At 63.1% G+C, this 20,839-nt stretch carries 17 protein-coding genes; 8 read left to right on the top strand and 9 right to left on the bottom strand.

Translation table 11 applies throughout. The features are described 5' to 3' along the window. Window positions 1–4: 4 nt before the first annotated feature. The 6 genes from melA (C9427_RS15855) to melA (C9427_RS15830) all read right to left on the bottom strand — a co-directional run bounded on the left by melA (C9427_RS15855) (window position 5) and on the right by melA (C9427_RS15830) (window position 8,984). Window positions 5–1,375 (bottom strand): alpha-glucosidase/alpha-galactosidase, encoded by a 1,371-nt coding sequence (melA, locus tag C9427_RS15855; RefSeq protein ID WP_107650062.1) that lies wholly within the window; start codon window positions 1,373–1,375, stop codon window positions 5–7. Between the two features lie 18 nt (window positions 1,376–1,393). Then, window positions 1,394–3,061, bottom strand: coding sequence for an ABC transporter ATP-binding protein (locus C9427_RS15850; RefSeq protein WP_107650180.1), 1,668 nt, complete (start codon window positions 3,059–3,061; stop codon window positions 1,394–1,396). Between the two features lie 10 nt (window positions 3,062–3,071). Continuing rightward, entirely contained in the window at window positions 3,072–4,211 is a 1,140-nt protein-coding gene (locus C9427_RS15845; RefSeq protein ID WP_107650061.1) for an ABC transporter permease, read from the bottom strand. Continuing rightward, on the bottom strand, window positions 4,212–5,219 hold the full coding sequence (locus C9427_RS15840) for an ABC transporter permease (RefSeq protein WP_107650060.1): 1,008 nt from the start codon (window positions 5,217–5,219) through the stop codon (window positions 4,212–4,214). 109 nt (window positions 5,220–5,328) lie between these two features. After that, window positions 5,329–7,410: an ABC transporter substrate-binding protein gene (locus tag C9427_RS15835; RefSeq protein WP_107650059.1), complete on the bottom strand. Its 2,082-nt coding sequence runs from the start codon at window positions 7,408–7,410 to the stop codon at window positions 5,329–5,331. A 107-nt stretch (window positions 7,411–7,517) separates the two neighbouring features. Beyond that, window positions 7,518–8,984 carry an alpha-glucosidase/alpha-galactosidase gene (gene melA / locus C9427_RS15830; protein WP_107650058.1) on the bottom strand — a complete coding sequence of 489 codons (1,467 nt, stop codon included), beginning with the start codon at window positions 8,982–8,984 and terminating at the stop codon, window positions 7,518–7,520. 74 nt (window positions 8,985–9,058) lie between these two features. Here melA (C9427_RS15830) and C9427_RS15825 point away from each other — a divergent pair, with 74 nt between their 5' ends. Then, window positions 9,059–10,072, top strand: coding sequence for an AraC family ligand binding domain-containing protein (locus C9427_RS15825; protein WP_425351649.1), 1,014 nt, complete (start codon window positions 9,059–9,061; stop codon window positions 10,070–10,072). Window positions 10,073–10,081: 9 nt separating this feature from the next. Here C9427_RS15825 and C9427_RS15820 read toward each other — a convergent pair whose 3' ends face one another. Next, a complete protein-coding gene (locus C9427_RS15820; protein WP_107650179.1) occupies window positions 10,082–11,191 on the bottom strand; it encodes a glycoside hydrolase family 25 protein in 1,110 nt (369 codons plus the stop codon). Between the two features lie 169 nt (window positions 11,192–11,360). Further along, complete coding sequence (locus C9427_RS15815) at window positions 11,361–11,597, bottom strand: hypothetical protein (RefSeq protein WP_107650056.1); 237 nt, start codon at window positions 11,595–11,597, stop codon at window positions 11,361–11,363. Between the two features lie 203 nt (window positions 11,598–11,800). On the opposite strand from C9427_RS15815, the gene C9427_RS15810 reads away from it, so the two are divergent. Both C9427_RS15810 and C9427_RS15805 read left to right on the top strand, forming a co-directional pair. Continuing rightward, a complete protein-coding gene (locus C9427_RS15810; protein ID WP_107650055.1) occupies window positions 11,801–13,567 on the top strand; it encodes an acyl-CoA dehydrogenase family protein in 1,767 nt (588 codons plus the stop codon). 32 nt (window positions 13,568–13,599) lie between these two features. After that, window positions 13,600–14,352, top strand: coding sequence for a crotonase/enoyl-CoA hydratase family protein (locus tag C9427_RS15805; RefSeq protein WP_107650054.1), 753 nt, complete (start codon window positions 13,600–13,602; stop codon window positions 14,350–14,352). A gap of 11 nt (window positions 14,353–14,363) precedes the next feature. On the opposite strand, the gene pdxH is transcribed toward C9427_RS15805, so the two are convergent. Then, complete coding sequence (gene pdxH, locus C9427_RS15800) at window positions 14,364–14,981, bottom strand: pyridoxamine 5'-phosphate oxidase (RefSeq protein WP_107650053.1); 618 nt, start codon at window positions 14,979–14,981, stop codon at window positions 14,364–14,366. A 41-nt stretch (window positions 14,982–15,022) separates the two neighbouring features. On the opposite strand from pdxH, the gene C9427_RS15795 reads away from it, so the two are divergent. The 5 genes from C9427_RS15795 to C9427_RS15775 all read left to right on the top strand — a co-directional run bounded on the left by C9427_RS15795 (window position 15,023) and on the right by C9427_RS15775 (window position 20,804). Next, on the top strand, window positions 15,023–15,484 hold the full coding sequence (locus tag C9427_RS15795; protein WP_107650052.1) for an RT0821/Lpp0805 family surface protein: 462 nt from the start codon (window positions 15,023–15,025) through the stop codon (window positions 15,482–15,484). 100 nt (window positions 15,485–15,584) lie between these two features. Continuing rightward, window positions 15,585–16,511, top strand: a complete 927-nt coding sequence (locus C9427_RS15790) for a DnaJ C-terminal domain-containing protein (protein WP_107650051.1) — start codon at window positions 15,585–15,587, stop codon at window positions 16,509–16,511. A gap of 106 nt (window positions 16,512–16,617) precedes the next feature. Beyond that, entirely contained in the window at window positions 16,618–17,436 is an 819-nt protein-coding gene (gene fabI / locus C9427_RS15785; protein ID WP_107650050.1) for an enoyl-ACP reductase FabI, read from the top strand. Between the two features lie 57 nt (window positions 17,437–17,493). Next, window positions 17,494–18,081, top strand: coding sequence for a histidine phosphatase family protein (locus C9427_RS15780; RefSeq protein ID WP_107650049.1), 588 nt, complete (start codon window positions 17,494–17,496; stop codon window positions 18,079–18,081). A 593-nt stretch (window positions 18,082–18,674) separates the two neighbouring features. Next, window positions 18,675–20,804, top strand: a complete 2,130-nt coding sequence (locus C9427_RS15775; protein ID WP_208636372.1) for an adenylate/guanylate cyclase domain-containing protein — start codon at window positions 18,675–18,677, stop codon at window positions 20,802–20,804. Window positions 20,805–20,839: the final 35 nt, after the last annotated feature.

The following is a 20,839-nucleotide window of genomic DNA, read 5'->3' as shown; positions in this document are numbered from 1 at the left end:
GCGATCAGGCCGCCTCGGTCTTGGCGCGCGTTCGCGCCCATGCCGGCAGCCAGTCGCCATGAGCGGCGAGCAGATCATCGACCAGCGACCATATCTGGTCGAGGTCGAGCTCGGCCGCGGTGTGCGGATCCATCATCGCCGCGTGGTAGATGTGTTCGCGATTCTCCGTCATCAGCGCCCGCACCGTCAATTCCTGCACATTGATGTTGGTGCGGATCAGCGCCGTCAATTGCGGCGGCAGGTCGCCGATATAGGTCGGCTGGATGCCTGAGGCGTCGACAAGGCACGGCACCTCGGCCGCGCAATCCCGGGGCAGCGAAGTGATGCAGCCATTGTTGCGGACGTTGCCGTAGATGACGGAAGGCTCGCCGGTCCATACCGAATTCATGATCGAGGAGGCATATTCCTTCGACTCTTCGACCTCGATCCGCTCCGCCGAGCGATAGGCCTCCGCCTGGTCCTTCCAGCGCTCGATCTGTTCGATGCAACGCTTCGGATATTCATCGAGCGGGATGCCGAACTTCTCGATCAGGTCGGGACGGCCGTCCTTGATGAAGTAGGGCGTGTATTCGGCGAAATGCTCCGAGCTTTCGGTGACGAAGAAGCCTAGGCGCGTCAGCATCTCGTAGCGCACCTTGTTGGGGCAGCGCGGGTTCCAGCCGGGCTTGGGCGCGCGGCCTTCGCGATAGGCGCGCACGAGGTCGGGATAGAGGTCGCGGTAGGAGCCGTCCGGCTGGCGATGCTCGAACTTCAGGTAGAACGCCATGTGGTTGATACCGGCCGAGCGATAGCGGATCTCCTCGTAGGGAAGGTCGAGATCGTGCGCCAGCTCCATTGCCGTGCCCTGCACCGAATGGCAGAGGCCGACCTGTCTGATGTCGGGATATTTCTCCGATATCGCCCAGGTGTTGATCGCCATCGGGTTGACATATTGCAGCATGATCGCCTGCGGGCAGACGGCGAGCATGTCCTCGCAGACCTTCCACAGATGCGGCACGGTCCTTAAGGCGCGCATGATGCCGCCGACGCCGAGCGTGTCGGCGATCGTCTGGCGCAGGCCGTATTTCTTCGGCACCTCGAAGTCGGTGACGGTGCAGGGCTCGTAACCGCCGATCTGGAAGGCGACGACGACGAAATCGGCGCCTGCCAGCGCCTTGCGCTGATCGGAATGGGTTTCGGCCCTGGCCTTCACGCCGAGCGTCGCGATCAGCTTGTTGACGACGACGGCGCTCTCTTCCAGCCGCCGCGGATTGATGTCCATCAGTGCGATCGTCGCGCCCGCAAGCGACGGGCGCTGCAGCACGTCGCCGACGATGTTCTTCATGAACACCGTCGAGCCGGCGCCGATGAAAGTGATCTTGGGATTTCTTGCCACGCTAACCTCCGGCTATGTTCAGGCCACTTCGAATGCGGCCCTGACGAGCCGTTCGGTGTAGGCGGTCTTGGGATTGGTGAGGACGTCGTCGACGCGACCCTGCTCGACGATCTTGCCGTGCTGCATGACGATGACGCGATGGCACAGCGCGCGCACCACCTTGAGGTCGTGCGAGATGAAGAGGTAGCTCAGGCCGCGCTCGTCCTGCAGCTTGCGCAGCAGGTCGATGATCTGCGCCTGGACGGAAAGGTCCAGCGCCGAGGTCGGCTCGTCGAGCAGGATGAATTCCGGTTCGAGCGCGATGGCGCGGGCAATCGCGATGCGCTGGCGCTGGCCGCCGGAGAACTCATGCGGAAATCGCGACAGGATGTCGCCGGGCATGCCGGCGCTGACCAGCGCCTCGCGCACCCGTTCGATGCGCTCGCGCCGCGTCGCGCCTATGCTGTTGACGATCAGCCCTTCCTCGATGATCTGCCCGATCGTCATGCGCGGATTGAGCGATGAGAACGGGTCCTGGAAGACGATCTGCATGCGCGAACGCAGCGGCCGCATCTCGGCCCGCGACAGGTCGTGGATCGGCTTGCCGTCGAAGCGGATCTCGCCGCGTTTGGCGTCGGTCAACCGCAGCAGGGTCTGGCCGAAAGTGGTCTTGCCGGAGCCGGATTCGCCGACCAGCCCCAGCGTCTCATGGCGGCGCAGGCTGAGGTCGAGGTCGTCGACGGCGACCAGTTCGCGCCAGTCCGGTTTCAGGAAGCCGCCATGGCGCAGCATGAAGCAGACGCGCACGCCGCTCGCCTCGAGGATGGTGCTAGAGCCCTCCGGCAGCGGTTTCGGCCGCCCGTGCGGCTCGGACGCAAGCAGCCGCCTTGTATAGGGATGCTGCGGATCGGCGAAAAGCCGTTCCGTGACGTTGTGCTCGCACATTTCACCGTGCTGCATGACATAGACATAGTCGGAGAACTGGCGCACCACGGTGAGGTCGTGGGTGATCAGGATCACCGCCATGCGCAGCTCTTTCTGCAGATTGCGGATCAGGTTCAGGATCCGCGCCTGGACGGTGACGTCGAGAGCGGTCGTCGGCTCGTCGGCGATCAGCACGTCGGGGTCGTTGGCCAGCGCCATGGCGATCATCACCCGCTGGCGCTGTCCGCCCGAGAGCTGGTGCGGATATTGCTTGAGCCGCGCGACGGGGTCGGGAATCTGGACATGCTGCAAAAGTTCGAGCGCCCGTGTCCAGGCCTCCCTGCGGCTCACCTTGCGGTGCACCCTGATCGCCTCGACGATCTGGCTGCCGACCGTGTAGATCGGGTTGAGCGAGCTCATCGGCTCCTGGAAGATCATCGAGATGCGGTTGCCGCGCAGCTTGCGCCGCGCGCTCTCGGGGAACTTCAGGATGTTCTGTCCATCGTATTCGACGCTCGATTTGGGCGACACCGTGGCCCGCCGCGACAGCAGCCCCATGACGGTGCGCGCCGTCACCGACTTGCCGGAACCGGATTCGCCGACGATGGCGATCGTCTCGCCGCGATAGAGCTGGAACGAGACGTCCTTGACCGCTTCGACGACGCCGTGCTCGACCTTGAAGGCGACCTCGATGTTGCGGGCGTCGATGACGGGTTGATCCTGGCGCCCGCCATGGTCGTAGCGGACGGCTGGTGCAAAGGGCTCTGCGAGTACAACGGTCATCTCTGCCACCTCAATAGGGATCGACGGCATCGCGCAGGCCATCGCCGAGTGCGTTGAAGGCAAAGACGGTGACGAGCACGAAACCGACCGGTGACAGGATCCAGGGATAGGTGCCGATGACCGAATAGGTCGCGGTGTCCTGCAGCATGAGGCCCCAAGAGATCAGCGGCGGCTTGACGGCGAAGCCGAGGAAACCGAGGAAGGATTCCAGGAGCACCACCGTCGGGATCGCCAGCGTCACGGCGACGATCACATGGCTCATCACATTGGGGAAGATGTGCTGCATGATGATGCGCCGGTCGGTGGCGCCGACCGCCATGGCGGCGCGCACATACTCGATCTGCGCCAGCGCCAGCGTCTTGCCGCGCACCTCGCGCGACATCTGCGCCCAGCCCAGCGCCGACATGACGATGATGACGAAGGCGAGGAAGACATTGGTCGGAGCGGTGACCGGGATCAGCGTCGTCAGCGCCAGATAGAGCGGCAGCTGCGGGAAGGCGAGCACCAGTTCGACGAAGCGCTGCATCCAGACATCGAACCTGCCGCCGAAATAGCCGGAGACCATGCCGACTGTGGTGCCGATGACGGTGATGATGAAGACGACCGTCAGCGCGATCATCAGCGAGACGCGCGAGCCTTGGATGGCGCGCGACAGCAGATCGCGGCCGAACTTGTCTGTGCCGAGGAAATGCACCGGCTGGCCGTCCATCGAGCCGAAGAAATGCCGGTTCGCCGGGATGAGCCCGAAGAGCTTGTAGGGCGCGCCCTCGACGAAGAATCCAAGCAGCCTTGGATGGTCATAGTCGGCGCCGACGATGGGCTGGAAGGTGACCGGATCGAGATCGGCCGAATCGGCCAGCGCATACACCCTCGGCCGGGCGACGAAATTGCCGTCCCTGTCGTGGAAGCTCGGCAACTGAGGCGGGGCGAAGCCGACATCCGTCGCCTTCGGGTCCATCGGCGCCAGGAACTCGGCGAACACCGTCATCAGCAGCAGGAACACGACCAGCCAAAGCCCGGCCATGCCGGTCCAGGAACGCTTCAGCCGGCGCCAGACGAGTGCGATGTAGCTCTCATTGCCGCGCGCCGGTTTGGTTGCGGGAATTCCCTCGGCCGGCAGCGGCGGTAGCGGTGTGTCGCGAGCCAGCATCTATCTTTCCCCGAACTGGCGCACGCGCGGATCGAGCAGCACGAGCAGCATGTCAGCTATGATGTTGCCGACGATCAGCGTTGCCGACAGCACCATCATGAAGGTCGCGGTGACATAGACGTCGCCGACCGCCATCGAGCCGACGATGGCCGGGCCGACGGTCGGCAGCGCGAAGATGATCGCCGTCTCGATCTCGCCGGTGAGCATGTAGGGCAGCACCACGCCCTGATACATGACGAGCGGGTGCAGCGCGTTGGGCACGGCGTGGCGCATCACGACGGCGCTGCCGGTCAGGCCCTTGGCCTTAGCCGTTTCGACATATTGCGCGTTCAGCGTGTCGAGCAGATTGCCGCGCATGACGCGCATATTGTAGGCGAGCCCGCCAAAGGTCGCGATCGCCACCACCGGCCAGACATGCTTGACCAGGTCGACGAACTTCGCCCACGACCACGGCGCGCCGCCATATTGCGGCGAGAAGAAGCTGCCGATCTCCGAGACGTTGAACTGGAAGACCAGCAGGTAGACGATGATCAGCGCCATCAGGAAGCGGGGCACCGTCATGCCGAGGAAGGAAATGGCTGACAGCGTCGAGTCGATCCAGGAATATTGCCGGGTCGCCGCCCATATGCCGAAGGTGATGCCGAGAACCGAGGCGAGCAGATGGCAGACCAGCGCCAGAAGCAGCGTGCGCGGCAGGCGCTCTCCCACCACATCGGCCACCGGCTTGTTGTAATAGAGGCTGTAGCCGAAATCGCCGCGGGTGATGATGCCGCCGATCCAGTTGAGATACTGGACCGGCAGTGGCTTATCGAGACCATGTTCTATCCGATAGGCCTTGGCCTGCGCGTCGGCCTCAGCGAATGAGGCTCCACCTTGGTTGATCAGCTGCGAGCGGATGTAATCGGCGTAGTCGCCCGGCGGCGCCTGGATGATGGCGAAGGTGACCAGGCTCAAAATGGCGAGGACCGGGATCGCCGACGCTATGCGCGTGAACAGGAATCGCAACATCAGACGGTCCGCTTCCTTGTCTCGCCGGACGCTTGGGGCGTTCGGGGTGTGGTTTGTCCCGGCCGCGCCGTCAGCGCGGCCGGGTCTCTCTCAGTCAGGGGAGGTAAACCTACATTGGGCCCTTGTCTCCAGGCTTGCCGGGGAGCTCCTCAGGGAACAACTCGTATTTCGCCTGTTTGTCGGCCGCGACGAAAACCCGTTCGCGGATGATCGAATCCTCGGCCCAGTTGAACATGAAGATCGGCGTGCCCTGCGGAATGTTGGAGAAGCGCTTGTTGATGATCAGTGCACCGGGATATTCCGTCAGGCCGACATTGTAGACATGCTCCGTCGAGATCTTCTGGAACCGCTTCATCAAGCTGGCGCGCTCGTCATTATCTGACGAGGAGACAAACTTGTTGACGATGTCGACGAGGTCCTTTTCGAAAGGCATCAGGTCGACCTGGCCGCTTTCCGGCGCACGGTGATCCCAGCTGGTCTTCGGACCGACGGGCGCGAGCTGTTCGGTGTTCTGCACGACTGAGGTCAGTTCCTGGTCGTTGCGCCGGATCAGCCAGTCGAAGCGGCCGGAATATTGCGAAGCATCGCGCTGGGTGCCGTTGAGACCGTTGAGCACGACCCGTAGCCCAAGCTTCTCCATCTGGGCGACGACGCCTTCGGCGAGGCTCTTGTCCGTGCCGTAGTCGTTGTTGACCAGCATCACGATCTCGACGTTCTTGCCGCCGGCGGTACCGGCCGGGAAGTTCACGAAGCCGTCGCCGTCCGTGTCCTTGAGTCCGGCCTTGGCGAGTTCGGCCTTGGCGCCTTCGAGATCGAAGGGGTAATACACAGTCGAATTGCGGTCATAGAAGCTGGTGCCCGAGGAGAGGCCGCCGGGATAGATGGCGGTGAACGGACCCTTGACCAGCGAGTCGCCGAGCGCCTTGCGGTCTAGCGCCATGGTGACCCCCTTGCGGAAGTCCTCGTTGCGGTTCAATTCGCGGATCGCCTGGCCGCGTTCGTCGGGGTTGCCCCAGCCATTGGCGGAAAAGTTCATGCGCAGATTGTAGCCGATGAGCCGTGGGCCGAAGGCGAGCCGGGCCGGCGCATTCGCCTCGGCCGCGCGCTTCAGCGAGGCGACGAAGTTTTCCGGCTGCTCGAGATTGGAGAAGTCGCCCGAGCCGGCCACCGCCTGGACGTCGCGGTCGGCCCAGGTCGACAGCTTGTAGTGCAGCTCGTTGAGGTAGGGCAGCTGGTTGCCCTTTTCGTCGACCTTCCAGTAGTAGGGATTGCGGCGCATGACGATGATGTCGTCCGGCCGGTATTCGACCGGCACCCAGGCGCCCATCACCGGCATGTTCATGAATTCCGGCGGAAAGGCGTTCTTGAACTGGTCGTAGGTGTTATCAGAATATTTCGGATGCTGCGGCTTCAGGATATGTGCCGGGCCCGGGCAGAAAGTGCCATAGGCCATGGCGTAGAGGTATTGCTTGGGAAATGCTTCCTTGAAGGTCCATTCGACGGTGTAGTCGTCGATCTTCTTCAGCGTCGTGCCGACGCCGAAGGTCTCCTGCGTCGCGCCGTTCAATGGCGAGACGTTCGGGTCGACGACCTCGTCGTCCCAGTAGAACATGACGTCGTCTGCGTTGAAGGGTGCGCCGTCCGACCATTTGGCGCCTTCGACCAGATGCATGGTCAGCTTGTGGCCGTCGCTCGACCAGTCCCAACTCCTGGCCAGGTTCGGCAGCGGCTCCGTGTCCTTCGCCTCGACCTGGAACAGCGGCGCCGTGCGCGTCAGGCATTCGGAAAGGCCGATATCGATGCCGCCCCAACCTTGCGTCTGGCCGGCGCCGTAATTCCAGCCTTCCGGCCGGCCGCCGATGACATGGCGCATCGTATCGCCATAGGCGCCGATGCCGTCCGGCATGTTGCCCGTCTTGAAGACCAGCGGCTCCTTCGGCAGCCTGTCCTGCACCGGCGGCAGCTTGCCGGTCTTGACGTATTTCTCGGTGACCCAGTCCGGCTCGTGATATTGCGGCAGCGCCTTGAACTCCAGGATGGAGTCGCGCGGCACATAGCTGATCTTGCCCTCGGCCGGAAACTGCGCCGGCGCCGGCGGGACCGTCGGTTCGGAAGCGAATGCGTTGAGTGCCGGGACGGAGACGCCCAGCGCCAGTCCGGCTGCAATGCCCATGTTGCGTAAGTTTCTCATTGTCTCCTCCCTCGTGTCTGGACGTTTGTTTGCTGCCCACCTTTTTCGTAATGACGGCCGGCCAGGTCGGACCTGCCTCCCGCAGGTCTGCCTCGGCATTTGAGGCGTCAGCCGGCCTGCTTCAGCGCGGCCTTTTCGGCGCGCAGTTCTTCGATCGAGCGAACATTGCGCCGTGCCGCGCCTGCCCATTCGCGGGTCTTCACCCCGGATTTCGAAAGCCGCTCCCTGGCGGCCGGTACAGCATCGGCATATTGCGGCAGCCAGGCCGCCTGCGCGACGACCATCTCATCCACCATCTGCCAGACCTCTTCGGGCGTCGAAACCGCGCCAACCAGCGGGTCGTGCAGCACGGCGAGCTTCAAGAGATCGATATCGCCTGATATCGCGGCATGCACCGACATGCGCTGGACATTGATCGACGCCATGCAGGTGGCCGCACATGCCTCCGGCAGCGTGATGCCGGCGGTCATGTTGATGCCGAAGCGGTCGACGAAGCCGGGCGACTCGATGATGGCGTCCTGCGGCAGGTTGGTGATCACCCCATCGTTCCTGACGTTGAAATGGCCGCGATAGACGCGGTTGGTCTCCAGCGCTTCCAATATGTGGCTCGCATGCTCGTTGGAGCGCTTGGACGCGTCGATCGGCTTCGACGCCGCTTCGAGGAATTGCGGATATTCCGTTTCGAACCAGTTGCGGGTCTCGGTCGAATAGCGGAGATAGCCGCCCGTCTCGCCATGGATCCAGTCGGACATGTCGATCCAGCGCGTGATCTCGTCCGGCCGCTTGCGGTACCAGGGCAGGTACTCGGAAAGGTGGCCATTGCTTTCGGTCGAATAGACGCCGAAACGCTTCAGGACGTCGATGCGCAGCTTTTCCTGCCTGGAATAGACCGGGTGCGCCTCGAAGGCGGCAATCAGTTCGTCCTTGCCGATGCGGCGGCCGTTGAGGCGCAGATCGATGAACCAGGTCTGGTGGTTGATGCCGGAACAGACATAGTCGAGTTCCCTGGGCGATTTCGCGCCCAGCACCTCGGCGATCTGTTCGGCGCCATGCTGGACGCCGTGGCATAGCCCGACCGTGTCGACCTTGCCATACTCGATCGCCGCCCAGGTGTTCATCGCCATCGGGTTGGCATAGTTGAGGAATTTCGCGTCGGTCTCGGCGACCTCTCTTACGTCCTTGCAAAAATCCAGGATCACCGGAATGTTGCGCTGGCCATAGAGGATACCGCCGGCGCAGATCGTGTCGCCGACGCATTGGTCGATGCCGTATTTCAGCGGAATGCGGATGTCGTCGGCATAGGCTTCGAGGCCGCCGACCCTGACACAGCTGATGATGTAGCGCGCGCCCTCGATCGCCTTGCGGCGGTCGGTCGTCGCCGTCACCTTTGTCGGCAATTTGTTCGCCTCGACGATCCTGTCGAGGATCGCCTTGATCATCTGCAGATTATGCTCGCTGACGTCGGTCAGCGCGAATTCGATATCCCTGAATTCCGGCACGCACAAAATGTCGGCGAACAGCTTCTTGGTGAATCCGACGCTGCCGGCGCCGATAATAGCGATTTTGAAGCTCATCACCTTCACCTCGATCCAATCGAATGCTAGGCAAGGAGCAACAGGGGAGAGTATGGCCATGCGCCACGGCGCGCATGCCATTCAAGCCGGAAATCCGGCTTTTCTCCTCCCGTTCGCTCCTCGGCCGCGGGTCTTTCGCGTTCTCTGGGGAGGGATTATGCGCTTATTCGCAAGCGCGGCCAGAGAAGGATTATGCTTTCGAGGGTAATTTTGTGCTGCAAGACCTGATCGCCAACGGACAGTCTATGCGGACGATCTCGCTGCCGCGTGGCCGCCAGCGCCTGCACGCCATGCCGACGAGCACGGGCTACGAAGTGCGCGAGGACGAAGCCTATGACTGGGACGGGCGAAAGCGCGGCCAGACACCGTTCACCGTGTTGCAGCACACGATCGGCGGAACCGGCCGGTTGCGCTACGAGAGCCGCGACTACCGCCTGCAGAAGAACGACACGCTGCTGGTGCTGGTGCCGCACAACCACCGCTATTGGTTGGCGAAGGGCGACCGCTGGGAATACTTCTGGATCTCGATGAATGGCGAGGAGGCGCTGCGCATCCACAAATCGATCCTCGGCGTCTCGGGCCCCGTATTCCGGTTGCAGCCGGCGACGATCGACCACCTTGCCGATTGCAGCCTGCGTCTGATCAAGGGGGCCGCTTCGCCGGGTGCTGCTTCCGCCGTCGCCTATGAAGCGGCGATGGCGCTCTATGACGATGTTTTCGGCTCACATGCCTTTGCCGAAAAACAGAGCGCCATGCAGCCGGTGATCGACCACATCAACGCCAATCTCGACAAGGCCTTGCCGGTGGCCGACCTCGTCCAGATCAGCGGTCTCAGCCGCGCGCATTTCTCGCGCTGTTTCGCCGACAGCGAAGGCATCCCGCCGGCCGAGTTCGTGTTGCAGCAGCGGTTGCAACGCGCGGCGAAGCTGCTGACAAAGGCAGATTTCCTGCCGGTGAAGGAAGTCGCCATCATGTGCGGCTTCGAGGATACGAATTATTTCTCGAAGGTCTTTCGCCGCTGCTACGGTATTACGCCCAGCCAATTCCGCACCACAGGCATGTACGCCAGCATGGGAAGCCGCCGTTGATCCGATGCTTCAGCGCAGGCCACGATCGGACTCGGTCGAGGCGGTGCTGAGCGTATCGCCTGTGGAAGGCGCGGCCTCAAAGGGGGATGCGGCGCGCTTTTCCTTCCGCGCCCAGGCCACATATTCGGCGATCCCGCGCGGCTGACGTGGCGCTGCCGTCACCACCGCTGGCATCTGGAAGCTATCACGGAATCTGGCCCAGCGCGCGCTGAACACCGAAACCATCTCGTCGAAGCTCGGCGGCGTCGCCACGGTGGCGTAGGTGATGGTGACATTGCCCGCGAGTGCAGCCTCACGCGACAGAGGCACTGGTATCGAGGCCAGGTAATCCGGCTGCATGTCGATCAGGCCGCCAAAGGGCCATTGCGCGCGCAATGCCGCGGCATCCATAGGCGCGACGTTGACGTCGATGTCGGTGGGTGTGCCGGCGACCCGGTACGGGCAGCGGAAGCGGCCGCAATTCGCTTTCGCCGAAAACTGCCACAGCGCGTAGCCTTGCCAGTTGCCCATCGGAAAGTGCACGCCGATGTCGGGCTTGTAGCGCGCATACCAGAGCGGCAGCCGCGACAGCAGCCGGTACTTGTACCTGTTTTCGGCGATGTGCCGGGCGGTGCTGCCATTGGTGTAGAGCACCGGAAAGCGGCCGACCCGCCGATGCACCTGGCGTACGAATTCCTCGGCATCCTCGAGCGACATCCATTGCGTGGGATCGTCGTCCTCGATGTCGAGGGCAAGCAGGTCGTCAGGATCGGGTTGGGCGAAATCGATGAAGTTGTTGGCCTGTCCGATCGGATTGCCTGGACGGGCGAGGTGATAGGCGCCCCATTTCAGGCCGAGCGCCTTGGCCACCACCTTGCGCGTCTGGAACAACTCCTGCGCCACCGCATGGCGCTTCCACAGCGTCTTGCAGAGCCGCGCCTCGGTCTCGTCGCCGAAACAGGAATAGGGAGGCGGCATCCCATCGGACGCCTTGTTGATGAAGCCGACGATCCGCGTGTCGGTGGCAAGCTGGCCCCAGTCGATGGGATTGTACTCGTAGGCGTCGATGACCAGTGCCCGGTCGGCATTCTTCCACGGCTCGGAGAAATCCGAGGCCTTTGCCGCCGGCGTCAGCGCCATCGCCGCGATGAAAGCGAGGAGTACCAAGCGGCGAAGTGGGTGTGCCGGTTTCTTCAAACAGGGAATTTCCGCTGACCAAACGCCGATCCTGAACCGCCATGGTTAAGGAAATGCTTTTGGCAGCCGGAGGATACTGCGGTTCGAACACTGTTGATCGTCCAACTGGTCATCAACGGCGCGAGAGTGGCTGGATTTCGAACGGGTCGGGCGCCGGCGCTTGCGGCAGCGTTCCTTCGGCCGCGCGCTTGCGATGATGGGCCAGCGAACATTGCGGCGAACACAAGATGCCACGGTCCGACCAGTAGGCCGCGCCGTTTTCGATCATGCCCTTATGATAGGAAAAGCCTGTCGACCGATAGGGCAGGCCGCATTCGATGCAGCGATAGGCGTCAGGTCTGGCCAGCATGGCGCGGTTCCGATCCAGGGTCTTGCGCCGGACGAACTTGATCCGACTTTGGCAAATTTAACGGGCGCTGCGGCATTTGCAAAATCCGCGTGACAAAAGTTGACGTTTACGTAAAAAGAAGATGGAGGAGCGACCCAAGGACCGATGGTTTTGCATCGCCTGCGGTCTTAGGTTGATCCGCCAGTTGAGGAGGACAAAACGGCATGTATCGGGCACCGGTCGAGGATATCGCCTTCACGTTGAAGCACGTGGCTGGCCTGAAGCTGGCGCTCGACGCAGGCGCCTTTGGCGAGCTGGGCGAAGACCTCGTCGACGCCATTCTGGCGGAAGCCGGCCGCTTCGCCAGCGAGGAGGTGGCGCCGCTCTACAAGGTCGGTGACGAACAAGGCGCTGTGCTGAAGGATGCGGCGGTCACCATGCCTCCCGGCTGGAAGGTGCTTTATCGCCGCTGGATCGATGGCGGCTGGAACGCGCTGTCGGCGCCGGAAGAATTCGGCGGTCAGGGTCTGCCGACCATGCTCGGCGTTGCCGCGCTCGAAATGTGGAACTCCGCCGCCATGGCCTTCGGCGTGGGTCCGACGCTGACCATGGGCGCGGTCGAAGCGCTCGACAAGCATGCGTCGCGGGAACTGAAGGCAAAATACCTCGAAAAACTCGTCTCCGGCGAATGGATGGGCACGATGAACCTGACCGAGCCGCAGGCGGGCTCGGATCTGAATGCCTTGCGCGCCCGCGCCGAGCCGGCCGGCGACGGCACCTATCGTATCTTCGGCCAGAAGATATTCATCACCTATGGCGAGCACGATCTCACCGACAACATCGTCCATCTGGTGCTGGCGCGGCTGCCCGACGCGCCGGCCGGCACGCGTGGCATTTCGCTGTTCCTGGTGCCGAAATTCCTGGTTGGCGACGATGGCACGCTCGGCGCGCGCAACGACGTCTTCTGCTCCGGGCTGGAACACAAGCTCGGTATCCATGCCTCGCCAACCTGCACCATGATCTATGGTGATGGTTTCGAAGGCGCGTCGCCTGGCGCGATCGGCTGGCTGGTCGGCGAGGAGAACAAGGGCCTCGCCTGCATGTTCACCATGATGAACAATGCCCGCCTTGCCATCGGCATGCAGGGCGTCGCGGTCGCCGAGATGGCGACGCAGAAGGCGATTGCCTATGCCAATGAACGCCGGCAAGGCAAGGCTGCGAGCTATGGCGGGCCTGGCATGGCGCCGATCGTTCATCACCCCGACGTGCAGCGCAATCTCTTGACCATGAAGGCGCTGACGCAGATTGCGCGATCCATCAGCTATTCCTGCGCGCATGCCATCGATTGCGCGCGCGTCTTGGACGGCGACGCCGCGCATTGGCGCGACCGCGCCAATCTGCTGACGCCGCTGGCCAAGGCCTTCTCCACCGATATCGGCGTCGAGGTCGCCTCGCTTGGGCTGCAGGTGCATGGCGGCATGGGGTTCATCGAGGAGACCGGCGCGGCGGCACTCTATCGCGACGCGCGCATCGCACCGATCTACGAAGGCACCAACGGCATCCAGGCGATCGATCTGGTGGCGCGCAAATTGCCGCTCGGCGGCGGCGAGCATGTGCATGGCTACATCGCCGAACTGAAAGCGGTCGCCAATTCCGTGCGGACCTCGAACCTCGGGGGTTTCGGCCGCACGGCCGACAGCCTCGACCAGGCACTGGACGATCTTAATGAAGCGACGCGCTTCCTGCAGAAGCTGCTCGCCGATGGTCGTTCGGACGCGGCGCTGGCCGGCGCCACGCCCTATCTCAGGCTGTTCTCGCTTGCCGCCGGCGGCGCCTATCTGGCGCGCGGCGGGCTTGCCGACCAAACCCGCGTGCCGCTGTGCCGCTTCTTTGCCGAAAACCTGCTTGGCGAGGTGCGGGCGCTGAAGGAGCGCGTCATTGGCGGCGCCAAAAGCCTTGCCGACGCCGGCAAGGCGCTGATTTCCGCCTGAATTTTCCAGTCTGACGTTCACAAGGAAAAACCGTGACAGACCATATCCTCGTCGAGCGCCAGGGCGCCATCCAGATCATCCGCATGAACCGTCCGGACAAGAAGAATGCGCTGACGCGCGCCATGTATGCGAAAATGTCGGCCGCCCTTGTCGAGGGCGACGCCGATCCGGCGGTCCGCGTCCATGTCTTTTTGGGCGTGCCCGGCGCCTTCTCGTCCGGCAACGATCTTGCCGATTTCATGGTTGTCGCCACCGGCGGCGAGGGCGGCACCGAGGTCTGGGATTTCCTGATGGCGCTGGCCAGGGCGGAAAAGCCCATTGTGTCGGGCGTCGACGGTATCGCCGTCGGTATCGGCACCACGCTCAATTTGCATTGCGATTTGACTTTCGCCACGCCGCGCACCGTATTCCGCACGCCCTTCGTCGATCTCGGCCTGGTGCCCGAGGCCGGATCTAGCCTGCTCGCGCCGCAGGTGCTCGGCCGGCAAGGCGCCTTCGCGCTGCTTGGGCTCGGCGAAGGCTTTTCCGCCGAGCGTGCCAAAGCCGCCGGGCTGATCTACGAGGTGGTCGCAGAAGAGGCGCTCGAAGCCTCGGTTCTGGCCGCCGCCGCCCAGATCGCCGCCAAGCCGCCGCAGGCGCTGAAGATCGCGCGCGACCTGATGCGCGGCTCCCGCGAGGACCTTGTCGCCCGCATCGGCGAGGAGAGCGCCCATTTCCGCGAGCAATTGAAATCCGACGAGGCCCGCGCGGCGCTGACGGCCTTCATGACCAGGAAAAAAGCCTGAGCGTCAGCGTTTTAGGGATAAAGCCTCGTCTTGTCCCAGCCGCCCTGGGAATTGCGGGAAAAGACGATGCGATCATGCAGCCGGAACGGCCGGTCGTGCCAGAACTCGATCGTCTGCGGCACGATGCGGAAGCCCGACCAGTGCTTTGGCCGCGGGATCTCACCGATCGGATAGCGCGCGGTGTATTCGGCAACGGCCTTTTCCAGCGCGAAGCGGCTTTCCAGCGGCCGCGACTGTTTCGACGCCCAGGCGCCGATGCGGCTGCCGCGCGGGCGCGTCGCGTAGTAGGCATCCGCTTCCGCCTCGGTGACGATTTCCACCGGCCCCCGCACGCGCACCTGCCGGCGCAGCGATTTCCAATGGAAGCACATCGCCGCCTTCATGCTGCCAAGAATCTCGCGGCCCTTGGCGCTCTCGAAATTCGTATAGAAGACAAACCCGCTTTCATCGAACCCCTTGAGCAGCACCATCCGCACATCCGGCATGCCCTCGGCATCGACGGTCGCCAGCGCCACGCCGTTGGCATCGTTGATCTCGCTCTTCGTCGCGTCCTCGAGCCATGCGGCAAAAAGGCGGAACGGCTCGGCGACCTCGGTAAAGTCACCGCTTGTTAACCCGGTTTCGCTCATAGTTTTTCCAAATCTTGATAGCTGGCTGGGGAGATTGCCGATTGTCGCGTATCGCGCAAGCTTTTGACAGCAGGCAACGCAGCGTAATTGCTTCGGCCAGCGCCAAAGCCGCGATCGTTCTGGTCGCCCTGCCGCTGGCCGCCTGCGGTGGTGGAGGCTTCAGTCTGGAGCAGGCCGAGGTCGACCGCACGATCCTGACCTCAAGCACGTCAGCCAACGCTTCGCTGGTCGATCAGGACCGCGCCTCGGACCAGACGACGATCGGCAATGCGGTGTCTTCGGCCGACATCGAGCAACTCAGCGGGCAGGCCGTTCCCTGGGCGAATGCCGATACCGGTTCGCGCGGCTCGATTACCGAACTGGCGGAGTCCAGGGACAAGGGGCAGACGTGCCGCCGTTTCACCGCGTCGCGCGAAAGCTTCGACGGCGTCGCCCTGTTCAAGGGCGAGGTGTGCCTGGCCGGCGCCGGCGCCTGGCGCATGCAGGACTTCAAGGCGCTCTGATTTTCAGCCATCATAATGGCCGCCCGCCACTGGAATTTCTTCCTATGCGGGCGCATATAGGTGGCAATCGTGGACTCATACTCTCTTGCAGGCAGGAAGCATGCGCGACCCCTATGAGGTGCTGGGCGTTGCCAAGAACGCATCGGCCAAGGACATAAAATCGGCGTACCGCAAACTCGCCAAGAAGCATCATCCGGACCAGAATCCGAATGATCCCAAGGCGAAGGACCGTTTTGCCGCCGCCAACCAGGCTTACGAGATCGTCGGTGACGAGAAGGCCCGCGCGGCTTTCGATCGCGGCGAGATCGACGCCGACGGCAAGCCGCGTTTCCAGGGTTTCGAAGGCGCCGCGGGCGGCGGCGATCCTTTTTCCGGCTTTCGCCGGCAGCAGGGGCCGGGCGGATCGCGATTCGAATTTCGCTCCGGTCGCCCCGGCGGCGATCCTTTCGACGGCAACAGCGATATCTTCAGCCAGATTTTCGGCGATGCCTTTTCGGGCGCGCGCGGCGCTGGTGCTGGCGACCGCTGGCAGGCCCAGCCGGGCGCCGACCTGAACGTGACGCTGGATATAACCATCGAGGAAGCTGCGACAGCGGAGAAGGTGACGGCGATGTTTCCCGACGGCCGCAAGATCGCCGTCAAGCTGCCGGCCTATGTCGAGGACGGCCAGACCATCCGCCTGAAGGGCCAGGGCGAGCAAGGGCCGCAGCCGGGCGACGCGCTGGTCAAGATCCGCTTTCGCCGGCATCCACGTTATCGCGTCGATGGTCGCGACCTGCATGCCGATCTGCCGGTGGCGCTGGCCGATGCAGTGCTTGGCGCCAAGGTGGCGGTCGAGACGCCGACCGGCAAGCTCGCGGTCAACATCCCCGCCTGGTCAAGCTCGGACAAGGTGCTCAGGCTGAAGGGCAGGGGCCTGCCGGAAAAAGCCGGCGGTCACGGCGATCTCTATGCGCATGTGCGGCTGATGCTGCCGGAAGGCGGCGACAGCGATCTCGAAGCGCTGATGCGCAACCGAAAAGGCTGATCTCACGCTTTTGTCCCCCGAACTGTCCATCTTGCACGCTTGAAGGGGCACTGTGCCTGTGCGATAGGGCTGTCCACAAAGCAGAAATCTTGCGGAGAGCACTCACATGGCGGGTGGACTGGGCATTATGGCCGGCAAACGCGGGCTTATCCTTGGCGTCGCGAACAACCGGTCTATCGCCTATGGCATCGCCAAGGCCTGTGTCGACCACGGCGCCGAGATCGCGCTCACCTATCAGGGCGAGGCGTTCAAGAAGCGCGTCGAGCCGCTGGCGGCCGAGCTCAACGCGCATGTCGCCGGCCATTGCGACGTCACCGACCCGGCAAGCCTCGATGCGGTGTTCGCCGATATCGCCAGGCATTGGGGCAAGCTCGACTTCCTCGTCCACGCCATCGCCTTTTCCGACAAGGACGAGCTGACCGGCCGTTATGTCGAGACGACGCGCGACAATTTCCTGCGCACCATGGACATTTCGGTGTATTCCTTCACCACCATCGCCAAGCGCGCCGAGGCGCTGATGAGCGAGGGCGGTTCGCTGCTGACGCTGACCTATTATGGCGCGGAAAAGGTGATGCCGCACTACAACGTCATGGGTGTGGCCAAGGCGGCGCTCGAAGCCAGCGTGCGCTATCTGGCCGTCGATCTCGGCGCCAGGAAGATCCGTGTCAACGCCATCTCGGCGGGGCCGATCAAGACGCTAGCCGCCTCCGGCATCGGCGATTTCCGCTACATCCTGAAGTGGAACGAATACAATTCGCCGCTGAAACAGACGGTCACCCAGGAGGAAGTCGGCGATTCAGCCGTCTATTTCCTGTCCGACCTTTCACGCGGCGTCACCGGCGAGATCCACCATGTCGATTCCGGCTACCATGTCGTCGGCATGAAGGCCGTCGACGCACCCGACATTTCGACCGTCAAGGACTAGTTCCTTCCACGAACACCAATCCTGCCTGTCTGCTCCAGATCTCACCCGGAAGACCTGATGTATCCGCTCGTCTACATCGCGCGCCACGGCCAGACCGAGTGGAACGCCGAGGCCCGGCTGCAAGGACAGGCCGACACCGACCTCAATGCGCGCGGCCGCGAGCAGGCCAGCCGCAACGGGCGCCGGCTCGCCGAATTCGTCCATAATCCTCAGGATTTCGACTTTGTCTCAAGCCCGATGCGGCGCACGCGCGAGACGATGGAGCTGATGCGCGCGGCGATGAAGCTCGATCCGCACGCCTACCGCACCGAGCCGCTGCTGGTGGAGTTGAGCTTTGGCGACTGGCAGGGTTTCACCTTTGCCGAGCTCGAGGCCAGGGATCCCGGTTCGACCAGGCAACGGCGCCTCGACAAATGGAATTTCCAGCCGCCGGGCGAGGGCGCCGAAAGCTACCAGAGGCTGCTCGAACGGGTGAAGCCGTGGTTTGAGGCACTCGATCGCCAAACGGTCTGCGTGACCCATGGCGGCGTCGTGCGCGCGCTGTTCCGCCTTGTGCTGGGGATGTCCGCGCAAGACGCGGTCAGGATGGACGTGCCGCAGGATCGCCTGCTCCGGCTGGAGGGCCGGAGGCTGGAGTGGTTGTAGCGTCCAATCGATCTGAGCGATCGGGTTTGGCCCCTTCTGGGATATTGATGGCAGCGAATGGCGGCTTTGCGCCTCATATCCGACATTTAGGCCTCCCTGGTCGTTTCCCAAAAGCAGACGGTCGGCTCATGCCGGGATGAATTCCGTCTTGACCCAATTACAGTGGGGTTTCGCGACGGGCTAACTCGTTCCGAGCGCCTTGGCGAGCTTCATCGAGGGCGGTTCCGCAAACTGGCGCTAGTTCTCGGCGGAAAAGTTGCCGAAATGCGAGAAGCCGAAGCGCGAGGCACGGCCGTAACCGTTTGCTCGCTGGGATGGCACGGCGCACGGTGCGGCACTATGCAGTTGGTGAGTATAGTTGCTAACCCAGCGATAGAACGAGAGGACGGTGTCCGTGCGGCCGCGACGCTTCTGCGCCGTGCGGTCCCATGGGCAAAATCGACAACGCATTCCCGCACACGTCTCGCAGTAAATTTGGTATGCATATGCGAGGGAGAGGGGGAAACAGATGAAACACGATCCTGGCTTGCCATCCGGCGCGACGCCGACGCTCCTGTTTCCGAAGACCTGATGCAAAAGCAAAGTAAGATCTCATGTCTTCTTCAGATGTGACCGGCTCATCCAGCCCCGCGGGCTGGGGATTGGCTGCAAAGCTGTTTACAACCCTCGTCCTTCTTGGCGCGATCGCGGTCATGGTCACCGGGGCGCTCGGTTACTTCCGCGCCCGCGACGCCCTCGAAAAAGCAGTCTTCGACCAACTCACGGCCGCCCGTCAGACGAAGGCGCGCCAGGTCGAAACCTACTTCCGCACGATCCAGGCGGAGCTGCGCCTGCTTGCCACTTCCAAGATGGTGGTCGATGCGACACGCGAGTTCCGAACTGCGGTCGACCAACTCGATCGGGCAGGCGCGCCGCCTGAGTTGCGGCAGAGGGTCGGCGATTGGTATGCTGAGAACTTCATCCCCGGAATGACGCGCACCTTGGGCAGGGAACCAGCCCTGTCGGACTACCTGCCGGTCGGTGGTGCCCCCTACTATCTGCAGTATCACTACATTGTGGAAAATCCCAACCCGGCGGAGCGGCGCAAGCTTCTCGACGACGCCGGCGACGGAAGCGAATACTCCAGGCTGCATGCCATATATCATCCATTGATGCGCGCTGCGGCTACCACGGTCGGCTTTTTCGATTTCATGATTGCCGATCCCAAATCAGGTCGCCTGATCTATACGGTCGAGAAGCAGGTGGATTTCACCACGTCTCTTCAGTTGGGTCCTTACCGCCGCACCAACGTCGCGGCTGCCGTCGCTCGCTGCTCGATCGCAGACCCGTCAGCCATCTGCCTCGTAGATTTCGCCTCTTATGCGCCATCAGGCGGCGCGCCGATCGCCTTCATGGCAGCACCGGTGATTGCCCAGGGCGTTGTCATCGGCGTGCTGGTCGCGCAATTGTCGAATGATGAGATCGACAACGTCGTCACCGGCAACCGCCGCTGGCGGCAGGAAGGGTTCGGCGACACGGGTGGGGCCTATCTCGTCGGACCCGATTATCTGGCGCGTTCTGGCCCGCGGGCGTTCTACGAGAACCGGGATAGCTTCTTCGCCGACCTCAAATCCGTCGGCGCCTCGGAAGAGGAGATCGCCGTCATTCAGCGTTACGGGACACCAGTGTTGCATCAGCGCATCGACACCAAGGCCTCCCGTGCCGCGCTCGCCGGTGTCGAGGGCACGGGCGAGATCATCGGATACCGTGGCGTACCAACGCTCGCTTCATGGGGACCGCTTGCGATTTCCGATGTCAAGTGGGCTCTCGTCGCCAAGATCGACAGCGCCGAGGCCTTCGCGCCGATCGCCGAACTCCGCCGGGATCTGTTGCTCGTCGGAGGACTGGCGATGCTCGTGGTCGCCGCCACCGCCGCCTGGCTTTCGCGCGCGCTGCTCGGACCGCTCCGCGATCTCACTGCCGGGGTGAAACGCTTCTCTGCTGGCGACTATGCGACCAGCGTGCCGGTCCGCACGCGCGACGAGATTGGCGAACTCTGCTCGGCCTTCAATGGCATGGTTAAGGATCTGCACCAGAAGAATGTCGTGATCGAGAACAAGAACCGCGAGAACGAGCAGCTGCTGCTCAACGTCCTGCCGGCACCGATCGCCAATCGGCTGCGCGCTGGCGAGGAGAGGATCGCCGACGGCTTCGCCGAGGTCACGGTCGCCTTCGCAGACCTGGTCGGGTTCACGGCACTGACATCGGAAATGCCGCCGCACGATGTCGTGATGTTTCTCAACGGACTCTTCACGCGCTTCGACGTTGCCGCCAATGATCTCGGCATCGAAAAGATCAAGACGGTGGGCGACTCCTATATGGCGGTGTGCGGCCTACCCGTGCCGGTGGCCAACCACGCCGAGCGCATGGTCCGCATGGCCATCCGCATGGTCCACATTACCCGCGAGCACGCGATGGAACACAACGTCTCGATGAAGCTCAGGGTTGGCGTCAACAGTGGGCCAGTGGTCGCCGGCGTCATTGGCAAGAGTAAGTACATCTATGATTTATGGGGTGACACAGTGAACCTGGCGAGCCGCATGGAGTCTGGTGGAGTTCCCGACTCTGTTCAAGTGACGCGCCCCGTCTACGAACAGCTCAAGGACCAATTCGTCTTCGAGCCGCGCGGCGCTATCGAAGTCAAAGGCAAGGGAAAAGTGGAAGCCTGGGTATTGAGATTTTAACGGCAGCTTGTAGTGCTTCACCCGCAAAAGCGGAC

Origin of the sequence: Mesorhizobium helmanticense (assembly GCF_003034915.1) — a bacterium.
GTDB classification, from domain to species: Bacteria; Pseudomonadota; Alphaproteobacteria; order Rhizobiales; family Rhizobiaceae; genus Mesorhizobium; species Mesorhizobium helmanticense.
This window is presented reverse-complemented; position numbering and strand designations above follow the sequence as displayed.

Excerpts from the sequence above, each read along its gene's own strand:
- C9427_RS15850 (WP_107650180.1), bottom strand. The coding sequence starts at position 3,061 with ATGACCGTTGTACTCGCAGAGCCCTTTGCACCAGCCGTCCGCTACGAC.
- C9427_RS15845 (WP_107650061.1), bottom strand. The coding sequence starts at position 4,211 with ATGCTGGCTCGCGACACACCGCTACCGCCGCTGCCGGCCGAGGGAATT.
- C9427_RS15840 (WP_107650060.1), bottom strand. The coding sequence starts at position 5,219 with ATGTTGCGATTCCTGTTCACGCGCATAGCGTCGGCGATCCCGGTCCTC.
- C9427_RS15835 (WP_107650059.1), bottom strand. The coding sequence starts at position 7,410 with ATGAGAAACTTACGCAACATGGGCATTGCAGCCGGACTGGCGCTGGGC.
- melA (WP_107650058.1), bottom strand. The coding sequence starts at position 8,984 with ATGAGCTTCAAAATCGCTATTATCGGCGCCGGCAGCGTCGGATTCACC.
- C9427_RS15825 (WP_425351649.1), top strand. The coding sequence starts at position 9,059 with ATGCCATTCAAGCCGGAAATCCGGCTTTTCTCCTCCCGTTCGCTCCTC.
- C9427_RS15820 (WP_107650179.1), bottom strand. The coding sequence starts at position 11,191 with ATGGCGCTGACGCCGGCGGCAAAGGCCTCGGATTTCTCCGAGCCGTGG.
- C9427_RS15815 (WP_107650056.1), bottom strand. The coding sequence starts at position 11,597 with ATGCTGGCCAGACCTGACGCCTATCGCTGCATCGAATGCGGCCTGCCC.
- C9427_RS15810 (WP_107650055.1), top strand. The coding sequence starts at position 11,801 with ATGTATCGGGCACCGGTCGAGGATATCGCCTTCACGTTGAAGCACGTG.
- pdxH (WP_107650053.1), bottom strand. The coding sequence starts at position 14,981 with ATGAGCGAAACCGGGTTAACAAGCGGTGACTTTACCGAGGTCGCCGAG.
- C9427_RS15790 (WP_107650051.1), top strand. The coding sequence starts at position 15,585 with ATGCGCGACCCCTATGAGGTGCTGGGCGTTGCCAAGAACGCATCGGCC.
- fabI (WP_107650050.1), top strand. The coding sequence starts at position 16,618 with ATGGCGGGTGGACTGGGCATTATGGCCGGCAAACGCGGGCTTATCCTT.
- C9427_RS15780 (WP_107650049.1), top strand. The coding sequence starts at position 17,494 with ATGTATCCGCTCGTCTACATCGCGCGCCACGGCCAGACCGAGTGGAAC.
- C9427_RS15775 (WP_208636372.1), top strand. The coding sequence starts at position 18,675 with ATGTCTTCTTCAGATGTGACCGGCTCATCCAGCCCCGCGGGCTGGGGA.